This is a genomic window from Wohlfahrtiimonas chitiniclastica (assembly GCF_002252325.1).
GTDB lineage: Bacteria > Pseudomonadota > Gammaproteobacteria > Cardiobacteriales > Wohlfahrtiimonadaceae > Wohlfahrtiimonas > Wohlfahrtiimonas chitiniclastica.
Genome location: NZ_NEFL01000002.1, coordinates 1 through 14419 on the forward strand (window position 1 = coordinate 1; position 14419 = coordinate 14419).

A 14419-nucleotide genomic window follows, 5' to 3' on the forward strand; every position below is an offset into this window, starting at 1 on the left:
CTGGAGACAATAGCGCTATGGAACCACCTGATCCCATTCCGAACTCAGAAGTGAAACGTAGCTGCGCCGATGATAGTGTGGGGCCTCCCCATGTGAAAGTAGGTCATCTCCAGGGCCTAACATGAATGGCCCTCTTCAAGCGAAGAGGGCTTTTTCATTTGTCTGAAAAAAATAGCATCATCATATGTCTTGATATAATATTGAAGCTTACTGAGAACTTTTTCAAAAAAGACTGTGATGGACATCACTTGATAAAATATGATTATTTAATCTCCCATTCTGCGGGAATAAAATTTTTCATTTCATATGAATTGATGCATGATTAAGATCCTTTCCCATTTGTTAAAATGAGGCAACTTCGCAAAAGTTGAGACGATTGGCAGCTTTTAGCGACAGATTAACTCATTAAAATAATAAATATTAACTCTGTCCGATTTTATATATAATTATTTCGTAACACTTAGTTAGGCAATGAACAATTTATTGTTTTCTATGAATGAGTTACTGAAATATTCTACTGTAAACTATAGATTGAGTTGTATATTTATGTATAATAAATGGCATTAATACATAATATTCTATGTATTATATAATGTGTAGTTTTGATCCAAATCAACAGGTAGTTTATGAAAATTGATTATAAGAAGTATTCTTTACTTCAGTTAGAAGGCATCTTGATGGAAGTGAGCCAAGAGATTGAAGAGCGCAAGAAGCTAGAAGCTGAAAGTATCCGTCAGAAAATTGAGAATCTGTTACAAGAGTCAGGTTTAAGTTTAGATGATGTGTATACAGAAAAAGATATGGGCGTTAGAAGTAACAAAGTGCCGATGAAATATCGTCACCCTGCCGATCCGTCGATTCAATGGAGCGGACGTGGTAAAATGCCTATTTGGATGCGTGATCTCATCGAACAAGGTGCAACAAAGGATGATTTTTTAATTCGCGATTAATGATGTGAACACATCAATGCATGCCATGAAATGTGTTCAAGCGTGAATGTTTGCCCATCGAAATAATGGACGATGGGCGCTGTTTTCTCCGGCAAATAGAGTGCAAAGCTCATCTTGTCAGCATCCTGTGCTAAATATAAGGTGCCTTTCTCAAGTGCGCCATAGGCTCTATTTTGAGTCAAATCTAATGACAAACCCACTAAGCCAGATAATCCTGTGCCAGTGGCTTTAAGATAAGCTTCTTTTGCAGACCACAACTGAAAAAAACATTGCTGATAATTGGTGGCGGCTGCTAAATATGCGCGTTCATGTGCTGTGAATACTCGCTCTGCTAAGCCAGAAAAGTTGCGACGGGTTTTGATGCACTCGATGTCGATGCCCACGCATCCCGTATCTGTGATGACAATGGCCATCATATGATCGGTGTGGCTAATGTTAAAGTGAATGTGGGGCACCGCTTGAAAATAAGGTTTGCCATGTTCGCCATAAGCAATGGACGGTAAGGCATCAATGCCAAAATGCTTGTTCAATAAATGGCGCAGCATTGCGCGACTCAGATGTAAATATTGATTGCGTCGCTCAGAAAACTGCGTCACTTGTTGTGTAGGATAATGAGTCAGTGCCCAATTGAGTGTATCAGCATTGATGGGCAACGTAATGATGCATTGTGTCATAGATTACTCAATCAAAGCTTTGTTCCACAGCACTTCATGATCTTGTGTGTGACAGGCAAGAGTGCGCGCAAGCACAAAAAAGTAATCGGATAAACGATTGATGTACTGAAGGAGTTCAGCATTTAAAGGCTCCGCTTGATGGAGTGTCACCATCGTACGTTCTAAACGGCGCGCGACGGTTCTACACACATGTGCATGACATGTGGGCAATGATCCGCTCGGTAAAATGAACTCTTTTAAATGGGGCAGCGCCTCATTATAATGAACAATGCGAGTTTCTAGCCATGTGACCATTTCAGATGTGATCATGGCATATTCAGGCATGACCAATTCACCCCCAACATTAAATAGATGGTGCTGAATGATCAATAATTCTTGATGAATCTCTCTGAGGGATTCTGGCAAATGTGCCATCAATAGCCCAACTTGAGCATTGAGCTCATCGGCTGAGCCAATGGCCTCAATGCGCGGATGATCTTTCAGAACGCGCGTTGTGCCCATCAATCCAGTTTCGCCGTGATCGCCTGTTTTTGTCACAATTTTAGATAAACGATTGCCCATACATTATCCCCCATTTAAGGCATATTGCGCCACTAAACCCAAGAAAATTGCAGCGCCCACCCAGTTATTGTGTAAAAAGGCTTGAAAGCAGCGCAGGCGATCATGATCTTTGATCATATTAATGTGATGGATGAATAAACCCGCCACGACAGCAACTGTGCACCACCAAGGCCATGAAAAGTGTAGGTAAATGCCAAGCGTGATCAAAAGCGCAATGATCACCACTTGCATGCCGATGATGATGAAATAATCGTGGGATCCAAGCAAACGTTCAAACAATAAGGCACTGGATTTAATGTTGATGGATTTGTCATCCTCACGATCACTCATGGCATATTCTGTGTCATACGCGAGGGTCCATAAAATGTTCATGGCAAAAATCAGCCAGGCCTCTAACGGGACTGAACCGGTGATTTGCATAAATGCCATCGGAATGCCAAAGGAAAATGCAATGCCTAAATGGGCTTGGGGCAAAGAGTGATAGCGTTTTGCAAACGGGTAAGAGAGCGCCAAAATCAGCGCTGGAATGGAAAGCAAAATTGTCTGCCAAGAGAGCATTAAAGCCAGCAAAAATGCCACAACCACAAAAAGGAGTAAAAGCTGATAAGCCTCTTTGACCGTCACGCGGCGCGCTGCTAAGGGTCGATCTTTTGTGCGTTCAACATGCGGGTCAAAATCTTTATCGGCAATGTCATTCATAATGCAACCGGCTGAACGCATGATGAACACGCCAAGCACAAAGATGATTAAAATGCCAAGATCTGGCGTGCCATCACTGGCGATCCACACAGCCCATACCGTTGGCCACAGCAATAACAGCGTGCCAATGGGTTTATCAAAGCGGATCAATTTTAAATAATCAGGAATGTGTTTGTAAGTCAGCATGGTGAATTCAACAACGATCAATGAAATGAACAAAGGATTATGATACTACATTCCACCCATGTGATGGGGAGTTTTCCCTGGTTGTTAATGTTGGGCAAACCGCTTAGAATGGCTGTCCATGCTTTATGGTGGCTTTTTTAGGAGAAATATCATGACAATGCCCAATTGCCCGAAATGTCACTCGGAATATACCTACCAAGATGGTGAGCACTATGTGTGCCCAGAATGTGCATATGAATGGTCAGATGCAGATGATGCTGAAGATGTGTTAACGGCGCGCGATGCTCATGGCAATGAACTGCGTGATGGTGATTCTGTCACTGTGATTAAAGATCTTAAAGTGCGTGGTTCATCGATGGTGGTCAAACAAGGCACAATGATCAAAAACATTCGCATCGTTGAAGGTGATCACAATTTAGATTGCAAAGTGAATGGCACAAGTTTACAACTGAAATCTGAATTCATGAAAAAAGCGTAAGAAGGAGAGCACGATGACAGCACCATTTATGGGTGAGATTGATACCCAACATTTACCGTTTGGCTATGGTGAGGCGCCATTTGTCCTGTCATCGGCTCATTTGGTGCGTTTAGCAGAGCAGTGCCATTATCGCTTGCAAGGCGATCGGGTACTCTTTGGTTTACGTGCTGCTGCAACCGATGCACCTCTTGGGCAATGGCTCAATGCCATCACTGTGCGTGAGCAAACATTGGATTATGAACACATGCGTTGCTTGATTGGTATTTGGGATCGAAAGCACCATAAAATTGCCGTGTTTAATGGCTCGACTGTGCCACACATCAAAAATGTGCAAAAGCAGCGCCAATATCCGTTGAAAAAAATCAGCAATCAGTTGTCTCAAGGGTTGTATCACTATTTTGTGGGTGCACATGAGCCCGATGGGCGCCCTAATGAGGAAGGTGCCTTTCGTTTAACGCGCATGATTCCTGTGCCAGCTTGGCGTGATTTTGGGGAAGCTGTGATGCTTGACAGCTGCGTGCCCAATGATCACATTCATGCCGCAGGTTCAGAGGCCACTGATTTTCTATCCGCAGGCTGCCAAGTGATTTCAGGCTTTCATCAAACACCGATGCCCATAGGGCAATATCAACAATTTCGTATTTTAGCCGGACAATCTGCCGTGCCATCAGAATTAGAGATCCATTTACCGTATCAATATTTGTTGATGCATGTGCGTCATTTGTCTGCCATTGCACAAGGCTGGCAAGCGGATCGCTTATTGATGGGCTCAGAAGGACATGAGGTGCGCGTGCTTCAGGAAACATTGATCCGCCAAGGACATTTAGCCGAACCGTTGATCGATAAAGGCGTGATGAATGGCCACACCGTCAAAGCTGTGTATGATCGTCAGCTCATTGAAAATCAAGTGGCCGATGGGATTCATCGCCTTGAATTCGGTGGATGATTTAAAAGATAAAAGCGTCTCATAAATAAAGTACTTGCAAATAGCAATGATTATCACTATCATTTCATCAATCCAGTTGATTGAGGTTGTGTATGTATATTTGTATTTGTAATGGTATCACTGATACAGAGATTAAAGATGCAGTTGCAAATGGTGCAACACAATTGTCTGATCTCCAAATGTCTTTAGGCGTTGCCACGTGCTGCGGTAAATGCGCAGATGCAGCGTGTTCGTTCTTGCCCAATCCTGAGCCCATTCCATTGGTGGCCGCAGGGCAAGTGCAAATTTTAAAATCCGAATAAGATAAAGCCCTGATGATTCAGGGCTTTGTTGTTTTAGTGATTAGCGCATATTGTTTAAGAATTGATTCAATTCATCCGGTAAAGGTGCACTAAAAGCATAATCATACGGCGGCATGTCAATCATTAGGCTGTGAGCATGTAAAAAGATGCGGTTTAAGCCATATTGCTTCATGCGTTTGTTGGCATCAACATCCCCATAGCGATCATCCCCAAGCAATGGAAAACCTAAGCTTGCGGCATGCACACGAATTTGATGGGTGCGGCCAGTAAAGAGTTCTGCCTCTAACAATGATGATTTTGGATAATGCTCAATGATGTTAAAGCGCGTATGGGCATCTTTCCCTTTAGGAGAAACCACCACATGACGTTCGCCATGTTCACGGTTTTCGATGTCTAATTTGGCATGTTGATCAAAGCGGCCTTTGTCCCAAAAGCCTTTGACTAAGCACAAATAACGTTTTTTCATGGTGGCTTTTTGCAATTCGCGCAAAATCTTGCCCGTTTTTGCCAACACTAAACAGCCGCTGGTGTCTTTATCTAAACGATGCACCAACTCTAAAAATTCAAGCTCAGGACGCGCCGCGCGTAAGACTTCAATCACGCCATAGGGCAAACCGCTGCCTTTATGCACCGCAATGCCAGAAGGCTTATTGATGACGAGTAAACGATCATCTTCATGGATGATGCTGTTGCGTAAACGCTCTTTCCAGAAGGCAGGAATCTCATTGGCGGCTTCCGGATTGATGGAGACTGGGGGAATGCGCACCACATCACCGACTGATAAGCGACTTTCGGGTTTGATGCGGCCTTTATTCACACGCACTTCGCCTTTGCGGATCATTTGATAGATGCGACTTTTCGGTAAGGTGCGAAATTGTGCCATTAAAAAGTTGTCAACACGTTGCCCATCTTGGTGTTCATTGACAGTTTCAAAGCGGACTTGTGTGCGGGTTTCTTCAGGATTAGACATAAATTTCAGTACTCAAAATTAAGGAAGCCACCGATGACGGTGGCTTTTGTATGCATATGAATGATTAGGATTAATCATCAAGGGCTGCTTCAAAACCATCTTCATCGGTCGCAAGCATTATGCCATCTAGTGGGCGCGCAAGGAAGTATTCACGCACTTGATTTTCAATTGTTTGTGCAATGTCGGCATTGTCTTTTAAGAATTGTTTCACATTCTCTTTACCTTGGCCGATGCGTTTGTCACCATAGCTGTACCAAGAACCAGATTTTTCAATGATGTCTGCTTTTACAGCCAAATCAATGATTTCACCCACGCGGGAGATGCCTTCGCCATACATGATGTCAAATTCTGTTTGTTTAAATGGTGGAGAGACTTTGTTTTTCACCACTTTAACACGCGTTTCTGCACCGATCACTTCATCGCCTTTTTTGATCGAACCAATGCGGCGAATGTCTAAGCGGACAGATGCGTAGAATTTAAGGGCATTACCACCGGTTGTGGTTTCAGGGTTACCGAACATTACGCCAATCTTCATACGAATTTGGTTGATGAAAATCACCAGTGTATTGGATTTTTTGATGTTTGCGGTGAGTTTACGCAATGCCTGACTCATCAAGCGCGCTTGTAAACCCATGTGTGAATCCCCCATATCGCCTTCGATTTCCGCTTTTGGCGTCAATGCAGCAACAGAGTCAATCACCACGATGTCAAGGGCGCCAGAGCGCACCAATGTATCGGCGATTTCAAGGGCTTGTTCACCATTGTCAGGTTGAGAAATGTAGAGGTTTTCCACATCCACGCCCAATTTAGCGGCATATACAGGATCTAACGCATGTTCAGCATCAATGAATGCTGCCATACCACCTGCTTTTTGTGCTTCTGCAATCGCGTGCAAAGTCAATGTGGTTTTACCTGAAGATTCAGGACCATAAATTTCAATGATGCGACCACGAGGTAAACCACCAATGCCAAGGGCGATGTCTAAACCTAATGAGCCTGTGGAAACAGGGATAATGTCTGTGTTCTCAGTTTGATCGCCAAAGCGCATCACTGAGCCTTTACCAAACTGCTTATCAATTTGACCAAGCGCGGCTTGGAGTGCTTTGCGTTTATTCTCATCCATTGAAGTCACCCTTATTATTAGAAAGATTTAACAACGATTATAACATAAATATAACCAAGAAATAGTGATATTACTTTGAGTTATGTTTTATTTTTTCGATCGCTTTTGTGGTGGAATAACCGTCCACAAAGCTTAACAATTCAACACGTCCGCCATTGTTGAGGACGGCGTTTGCCCCTGCAATTTGATCCACCGTGTAATCACTGCCTTTAACCAAAACATCGGGCAGCAATGCATTGATGAGGTTTTCTGGCGTCTCCTCATCAAAAATGATCACCCAATCCACGGCACTTAAAGAGGCGAGCACAGTGGCGCGGCTCTCTTGATCCATAATGGGGCGATTGTCGCCTTTCAATGCTTTGATGGAGCGATCAGAATTGAGCGCCACAATGAGGCGATCGCCCAATTGTCTGGCTTCATTTAAATAAGTCACATGCCCTTTGTGTAAAATGTCAAAGCAACCATTGGTCATCACGATGGTTTCATTATTCGCACGGGCGGCTTTTAATTCAGCTTGCAACTCATCGAGCGTTAAGACCAAATGATGTGCGCGTTCACGAGATGTGATGGCGGCATTGAGTTCATCAACCGTCACTTGTGATGCGCCAAGTTTACCCACCACAATGGAGGCGGCAATGTTGGCAATCACGGCAGCTTCCGTCAATGGTTTGCCTTCGGCAAGCATGGCGGCAAGTGTTGCAATCACAGTATCGCCAGCACCTGTGACATCATAGACATCTTGCGCTTTTGCTGGAATGGTAAAGGGGGCTTCATCGGCTTGAATCAGCGTCATGCCTTCTTCACTGCGTGTGATGAGTAAGGCGGTTAAGTCAAGCTCTGCACGCAGCGCCTCGGCTTTGTTGATGAATACTTCTTCCGTTGGGCAAATGCCAACAACCGCTTCAAATTCAGAGCGGTTTGGCGTCAAGAGTGTTGCGCCGCGGTATTTTGTGAAGTCCAATCCTTTTGGATCAATGATCACAGGAATATTGTGGGCTTTAGCATGCGCGATATAAGCAGCAGGATCACTCAAAAAACCTTTTTGATAATCCGATAAAATCACAATGGCCGATTGCTCAATCCATTTGAGTAGGCGCGCATGATACTCTGCATCCGTTTGATGTGTGATGCCTGCTTCTTCAAAATCACAGCGCAACATATGTTGCTGACGGCTGATGATGCGAAGCTTTGTGATGGTTGGGAGTGCATGATTTGTCCAGCATTCTGTGGGAATGTGATGCGCATTGCACAATGCCATAAAGCGTTCACCATCGGCATCATTGCCAATGGCGCCAGCAAGCACCACAGATTGATCGAGTGAGCGTAAGTTTAAAGCAACGTTCGCCGCGCCGCCTAAACGATCTTCTGTCTCTTGAATGTTGATGACGGGAATCGGCGCTTCAGGCGAGATGCGTTTTGCAGCGCCAAACCAATAGCGATCGAGCATTAAATCGCCAATCACAGTGATCAAAGCTTGGCTCATCGTTACCCCCCAAGCACTTTAAATAGGGTTTTAAAATTTTCTGTCGTTGCATTGGCCATGGTGTCAAAGCTCACTTCCTTTAAATCCGCCAATTTTTGTGCCACATGATGCACGCGGGCAGGGTAGTTCACTTTTCCGCGATACGGCACAGGCGTCAAATAAGGGGAATCTGTTTCCACCAATAAGCGATCGAGGGGCACTTTTTTGGCAACCTCGCGCAACTCTTGTGCATTATTAAAGGTCACAATGCCTGAAAAGGAGATGTAAAAGCCCAAATCCAATGCTGCTTTTGCCATTGCCCAATTCTCAGTAAAGCAATGCATGACGCCGCCACAGCGATCAGCATGATTTTCCTTCATGATGGCAATCGTATCTTCTCTTGCATCACGAGTGTGAATGATGAGGGGTTTGTTGTGTAAATTGGCCACTTCAATTTGGCGTGCAAACAGCGTTTGCTGCTCTTGAGGGTTGTCACCATAATGGTAATCAAGCCCTGTTTCCCCCACTGCGATGACGCGGGAATCTTGCATAAAAGGCGCAAATTGTGCCACGTCAAAATCTAAATCTTTTGCTTTAATGTCCCCGGGATGAATACCAAAGGAGAGAAAAACATTTTCATAAGGCGCGGTTAAATCCGCCATATTTTGCCAATCATCAGGATGCACGGCAACACACAGCATGTGGCTGATGTCCGCCTCGCGGTTCGCTTGCATCAAATGGGCAAAGTTATGGTCAAATGTGGTCAGATCAATGCGATCTAAGTGGCAATGGGAATCTATTAACATATCACTACATCGTTAAGGTAAACGGGGATTTTTTCTTGGCAGAACCCACGCATTTTTTCAAACGCTCATTTAAAGGGCCTGCATTCATACCCGTCAATTGTACACCGATCCCAGGTTTTCCTTTGCGCGAATTTTCAGTATTGATCCACACAACTTTTGTGGCGGCAGGATTACGCTTGCCAGGATCATCTGGTAAAATCAGCGCGATGAAGATTTCATCGCCCAATTGATAATTGACAGTTTGCATCGGGATGAAGAAACCACCGCCGACCACAAAATCCATATAAACGTTGGCAACTTGTTCAAAATCTTTGAACTCTAGCTGCATTTGCTTAACACTCATGTCTGCTCCTTAAGCTTTGGCATTCAATAGTTGATCGATGACTTTGAGGATCTCTTCCTCTTGATACGGCTTGCCGCAGTATTCATTAGCGCCAATGTCAAATGCACGCATGCGGTGCTTCTCACCTGAACGAGATGTTACCATCATCACAGGGGTTTTCATAAGCTTTTCTGTCTCGCGGATGCGGGTTAAGACCTCAAATCCATCCATGCGTGGCATCTCAATGTCGAGCATGATTAAATCTGGCGTGACATTGACGAGCGTTTCAATCGCCTCTAAACCATCTTTGGCTAAAATCACCTCATAACCTGCGCGTTCAAGCATGCGCTGACTGACGCGGCGCATGGTAATTGAGTCATCAACCACCATCACAAGCGGTTTATGCGGTTGAGCTTCTTTGCTCTCTTGAATCTTCTCTTGGACATGATCGCGTTTATGGGCTTGTTTGAAGTCCGTTTTCGTAAAGGCAGAAATGTCCACCGTGAAAATGGTTTCCCCATCTGGCGTCACTGCGCTGCCTGTTAAGCCGGGAATGTGGGCGATTTGTGGATTGAGCGGATGCATGATCACCTCAAGCTGCGAGATGATGGATTCAGCACCGAGCGCAATCGGCTGACCATTGAATTCAAAGAGCAGATAAATATAGTTTAAATGACCGGCATGCGCACCTGAATAGATGCGGTCAAGGTCATAGACATCATATTTTTCATTGTGATAGACAAAGTGCGTGCGTTTACGATCAAAGATCACATCTTTCTCTTGCGTCACGCCAATGATGTCATCAATCGGGATGGCATATTTTTGTCCATCGGCGCTCACGATCAAGGATTGCACAATCATCAAGGTGGCAGGAATAGAGATTTTAAAGGTCACGCCTTGATTGGGCACAAAGGATAACTCTGCATTACCTTTGAGAATCGTCATCGCTTTGGCTAAAACATCGAGCCCCACGCCGCGCCCTGCATCTTGCGAGAGTTTAGTGGCAGTGGTAAAGCCTGGCAACATGATCAAATTCACCAGATCATGATCTGTTAAGGTGTGCGCTTCGGTCACCAATCCTTGTGCAATGGCTTTTTCACGGATTTTTTCCACATTAAAACCGCGGCCATCATCACTGATTTCAATTGACAAATCAGAGCCGGTTTTCATGACGCGTAACGTGATGGTGCCATTCGGTGATTTGCCTGCATTGATGCGCTCTTCAGGTGATTCAATGCCATGGACAATGGCGTTGCGGATCATGTGTTCAAAGGCCGCGGTCATTTGCTCAAGCACCAAGCGCTCCACTTGCGTATCGGCGCCAATGGCCACTAAATCCACCTGTTTATTGTTAGATTTACTCACCTGACGCACGATGCGGCGTAAACGCGGCACAATGTGATTAAAGCTCACTGTACCGATGTCGGTTAAGGTGTCTGAAATCAACGTCTGATTGCCGGAGAATTTCGACAAAGACGCATTCATGGATTCCACCGATTCAGCAATGTGGCGGTGGAATTCGTTCACATCTTCAATGGATTCAGAGATGGAACGCGCCAAATGCTGCAATTCAGAGAATTGATCAAGCTCTAATGGGTCAAAGCTCTCTTTATTTTGAGAAGCTTTGGCATGACGAGAGATCATTTGTGCTTCTGTTTCAATCTCAATGTTTCGCGCGGTCATATTCAGATATTGCATGGTGCGCGTCAGCTCAGAGAGCGTATTGATGATGCTAGAAACGGCATTATTATACTGCGTGGTGAGGATGTTATTTTCAGAGACTTTTTCACTGATGCGTGACAATTGCATCGGCGTGATTTTTAAGGTACTGAGTTCTGCCTGTGCAGCAATCGCCGTTTGTTCAGAAACCACAGTGGCATTGCTCTCTGTGATGACCTCGCCTTCAATGTTCATCTCGGGCGGATTCTCATGGCCAAGGAGTAGATGAAGGGCAGAGAGGAGGTTAAAGCCTTCGCGATCTAAAGTTTTCGCAGGGCTCTCAAGCAACACTTGTAAGTGATCAAGGGCGCGCTGTAACACTTCAAAGCGTTTAGGATCGGAGTCAAAGAGCGTGATGTAATTGGCGTCTAACAAGGATTCAAGGGCATGACTGAGCTGACCTAAGCCCTCTTTGCCCACCATGCGCGCACCTCCTTTTAAGGTGTGCATTTGGCGGCGCAATTCAGAAATGAGATCCGATTGTGGGTTAAAGTTTTCCCCTTGCCATGCTTGAATGAGTTCATCGGCTTGCTCGAGCACTTCATGGGCTTCTTCTGTGAAGGCTTGCATGATTTCAGGGTCAATTTCTTCTTGCGTCTCTGCGATAGGTTGTGGCGCAGGGGATGCTTCGGCTTGCTCGATGGTTAAAATCGGCTTTTGCAACTCATCGATGTAGTTTTGCGCGATTTTTGCATCAATGGTATTGGTTTTGATGATGGTTAAAACGGCCGTCAGTACTTTACCCCAGAAGATCAAACGTTCATCTAATGGTGTCAAGCCATGGGCACGGAACAAGAGTAAATGCTTATGATAGGCTGAAATGAGAGATTGATGCAGCGGAAATTCTTGTGAGAAATTCGGATGCAACAAACATAAGCCCACATCTTGGCTGTAGCGTTTTAAGGTTGAGTAGGTACGCGTTTCGCACTTGGTGAAGCCTGAGATCAGTTTTTGGCTGAGCTCTTCATTGGTGAGATTGAGCTCTTCATCATGAAGCTTATAGTCACGCTCATGCATTTCGCTCTGTTCGATCACGCTTTGAATGTTCTCAAACATCGCTTGACGTTTTTCTGAGATGAGATCCTCTGTGGAGGCAGGGTTTGGATCGGTTTCAGCCTCGTTGATGACTTCTGGCACGATGCTGACAACAGGCGGCGCGACATTTAAAAACGCCGATAAATCCCCTTTGTGGGCTAAGAGCATGTTGCCTTGATTGAGTAAGCGCGCAATCTCTTCATCTGACACGGTTTGATTGGAAATTTGTGCCTTCACCATCAAGTAAATGTCCGCTAAATGCGCGGTGGTGGCGGGTGTTAATTTATGGGCGCCCGATAGGATTTTATCCAACAATTTTTCTGCCGTGCCTGTGATTTCACCAAGCACATTGAGCCCGATCATGCGGGCATTGCCTTTAATGGTATGAAAGGCGCGGCGTGCACGTTCAAAATCACTTTGTGTGGCGGCATCTTTTAAGAAAGCGCTTGAAACATCATTGAGGGCAGGCAAAATTTCGCGCTGCGTCTCTTCGAGCATGTTCTCTTTGAGTACCACAACTAAATCTTCATCTAATTGTGCGGCTTCAGAAGGTTCTGCTTCAGCGCTGCCTTCAAGGTGATAAGGTGACACATAGCCAAAAGGAATGGCATCAAAGTTTTCAAAGTGCTCTGTGGTGTCATTGCTAGCGACGGGCGCGGGTTCAATGGCCTCAGCGGGCATTGAGACATCGGCAGGATCGACCTGACCTTTGTGATCAATCAAATATTGGGCTTGATAGGCAATGCGTTCAAGCTCTGTGGTGTCTTCGGATGGATGGGCGATCAATGCACGAATGGCATCATAGCCATCTAATGCATGATGTAAAATGGCGTCACTGAAAGGATAATGATTATCACGCACACCATTGATGACGCGTTCAACTTGCCAACCGATCTCGCCAATGATGGGCATCGATGCGGTATAACCGCTGCCTTTTAATGTATGGAAACAGCGGCGAAGGTCCAAAATATCGGTTTCTTTATAAGGATTGGCACGTAGATTTTGTACGGCAATTTCAATCAGCGGGAAGATTTCATCTTCAGACTCTTCTAAGAAGCTCTCTTTCAGTTCTGCGATCAATTCATCATCGTATTGAGGGCACTCTTTAAAGGTTGGCATTAATCGGCCAGAGATGTAATAAGGATGCTTGGTGTGTTCAGAGGTTGTGCTGACAGTTGTGTCAACCATCGATGGCGCCTCAACAACTGGTGCAGCCTTTTGAATGTAGGCATTCAGTATTCCGCTCAACTCAGTGTGTAAAGCGGATAAAACGCGCGCAGCATTTTGTGCATTTTCCTCATCTATGAAACGTTCACAAAGCGTCAGTGTGGCATCGGATGGCACAAATAGGAGTTTTGATTGCGCAGCACTCACTAAATCATGTACATCTTTGAGATATTTTGTGTTCTCTTTAGGCGCATTTTTCAAGCGTTCAATGGCATCAAAATAACGCTTGTGCGTCATTAAGCATTGGCGATCGGCAAGATCTGTTGCAAAGTGATCCCCAAAGCCATAATGGTGAAGGGCGGCTGAATGCTCAAAGAAATCCACCAATTGAATGACGGCAATCAATTGCTGTTCGGGGGATGCATGATGGATATCGGGTGCATCGGGATAGATGTCGGACAATGCCGCATGATAAGGGGCAAGCAGTGTCTTAGCATGTTCTGGCAATTGTCCTTGCGTATTGATCTCTAAAATCAATTTTTGTAACACATCGATGGGCAGATCATGAAGGGCAGCATCGATCGGTGCAGGCGCCTCGATGACCTCAGGGGCGCTTTCGATCGTAGCCACAATGGCTTGACGCACAGGCGGCACCATTGGGGCAATGTTGAGGGCATCAAAGTGTGCAACCATGGCCTCACTGCTTGGGAAATGACCTTGCTCGATCTGTTTAAGGCATTGGATGAGGGCATGAATCCGCTTTTGCTCATTGTGCTGAAAATAACGCTGATCACGGCGCTGATGAAAGGCATAAAAGCGCTGCCAAATCGCGGCATGTTCAGGATCATGTTCAATGAGTTGAAGGAGTGATTCGATGTCAAATGAATCCACAGCTTGTTGGTTTTTTTCCGAGGACGAGGTGCTCCAAATCTTACGAATTAAAAATGCTCGTAAACGTTTAACTGCTGTTGTTAACTCATCACGCAATGCTGCCATTGATTAGTTCCTATGTTCGATGT

At 45.1% G+C, this 14419-nt stretch carries 13 protein-coding genes and 1 rRNA gene; 5 read left to right on the plus strand and 9 right to left on the minus strand.

Annotated elements, in window-relative coordinates; translation table 11 throughout:
- A 5S ribosomal RNA gene (gene rrf, locus B9T10_RS05115) occupies positions 1-115 on the plus strand.
- A 511-nt stretch (positions 116-626) separates the two neighbouring features.
- Positions 627-950, plus strand: coding sequence for an H-NS histone family protein (locus B9T10_RS05125; RefSeq protein ID WP_008316794.1), 324 nt, complete (start codon positions 627-629; stop codon positions 948-950).
- On the opposite strand, the gene B9T10_RS05130 is transcribed toward B9T10_RS05125, so the two are convergent.
- From B9T10_RS05130 to ubiA, 3 genes are read right to left on the minus strand one after another with little or no spacing between them, the layout of a single operon-like run.
- On the minus strand, positions 947-1624 hold the full coding sequence (locus B9T10_RS05130) for a 4'-phosphopantetheinyl transferase family protein (protein ID WP_094538023.1): 678 nt from the start codon (positions 1622-1624) through the stop codon (positions 947-949). The genes B9T10_RS05125 and B9T10_RS05130 overlap by 4 nt on opposite strands.
- A gap of 3 nt (positions 1625-1627) precedes the next feature.
- Positions 1628-2185 carry a cob(I)yrinic acid a,c-diamide adenosyltransferase gene (locus B9T10_RS05135; protein WP_094538024.1) on the minus strand — a complete coding sequence of 186 codons (558 nt, stop codon included), beginning with the start codon at positions 2183-2185 and terminating at the stop codon, positions 1628-1630.
- Positions 2186-2188: 3 nt separating this feature from the next.
- Positions 2189-3070: a 4-hydroxybenzoate octaprenyltransferase gene (gene ubiA / locus B9T10_RS05140; RefSeq protein ID WP_246782161.1), complete on the minus strand. Its 882-nt coding sequence runs from the start codon at positions 3068-3070 to the stop codon at positions 2189-2191.
- 151 nt (positions 3071-3221) lie between these two features.
- On the opposite strand from ubiA, the gene B9T10_RS05145 reads away from it, so the two are divergent.
- From B9T10_RS05145 to B9T10_RS05155, 3 genes are all read left to right on the plus strand, one after another.
- Positions 3222-3548: a zinc ribbon domain-containing protein YjdM gene (locus B9T10_RS05145; RefSeq protein ID WP_008316798.1), complete on the plus strand. Its 327-nt coding sequence runs from the start codon at positions 3222-3224 to the stop codon at positions 3546-3548.
- 13 nt (positions 3549-3561) lie between these two features.
- On the plus strand, positions 3562-4494 hold the full coding sequence (locus tag B9T10_RS05150) for a hypothetical protein (RefSeq protein WP_094488992.1): 933 nt from the start codon (positions 3562-3564) through the stop codon (positions 4492-4494).
- A gap of 92 nt (positions 4495-4586) precedes the next feature.
- On the plus strand, positions 4587-4796 hold the full coding sequence (locus B9T10_RS05155; RefSeq protein WP_008316800.1) for a bacterioferritin-associated ferredoxin: 210 nt from the start codon (positions 4587-4589) through the stop codon (positions 4794-4796).
- A 40-nt stretch (positions 4797-4836) separates the two neighbouring features.
- Here the strand turns inward: B9T10_RS05155 and B9T10_RS05160 are convergent, their stop codons facing one another.
- The 6 genes from B9T10_RS05160 to B9T10_RS05185 form a co-directional block, all read right to left on the minus strand.
- Positions 4837-5766 carry an RluA family pseudouridine synthase gene (locus B9T10_RS05160; RefSeq protein ID WP_008316801.1) on the minus strand — a complete coding sequence of 310 codons (930 nt, stop codon included), beginning with the start codon at positions 5764-5766 and terminating at the stop codon, positions 4837-4839.
- 70 nt (positions 5767-5836) lie between these two features.
- Positions 5837-6889 (minus strand): recombinase RecA, encoded by a 1053-nt coding sequence (gene recA / locus B9T10_RS05165; RefSeq protein WP_008316802.1) that lies wholly within the window; start codon positions 6887-6889, stop codon positions 5837-5839.
- Positions 6890-6959: 70 nt separating this feature from the next.
- A complete protein-coding gene (gene hldE / locus B9T10_RS05170) occupies positions 6960-8372 on the minus strand; it encodes a bifunctional D-glycero-beta-D-manno-heptose-7-phosphate kinase/D-glycero-beta-D-manno-heptose 1-phosphate adenylyltransferase HldE (RefSeq protein WP_094538026.1) in 1413 nt (470 codons plus the stop codon).
- A 2-nt stretch (positions 8373-8374) separates the two neighbouring features.
- Complete coding sequence (locus B9T10_RS05175) at positions 8375-9157, minus strand: TatD family hydrolase (protein WP_094488990.1); 783 nt, start codon at positions 9155-9157, stop codon at positions 8375-8377.
- Positions 9158-9161: 4 nt separating this feature from the next.
- Positions 9162-9500 carry a PilZ domain-containing protein gene (locus tag B9T10_RS05180; protein WP_008316807.1) on the minus strand — a complete coding sequence of 113 codons (339 nt, stop codon included), beginning with the start codon at positions 9498-9500 and terminating at the stop codon, positions 9162-9164.
- 9 nt (positions 9501-9509) lie between these two features.
- Positions 9510-14396: an Hpt domain-containing protein gene (locus B9T10_RS05185; RefSeq protein ID WP_094538027.1), complete on the minus strand. Its 4887-nt coding sequence runs from the start codon at positions 14394-14396 to the stop codon at positions 9510-9512.
- Positions 14397-14419: the final 23 nt, after the last annotated feature.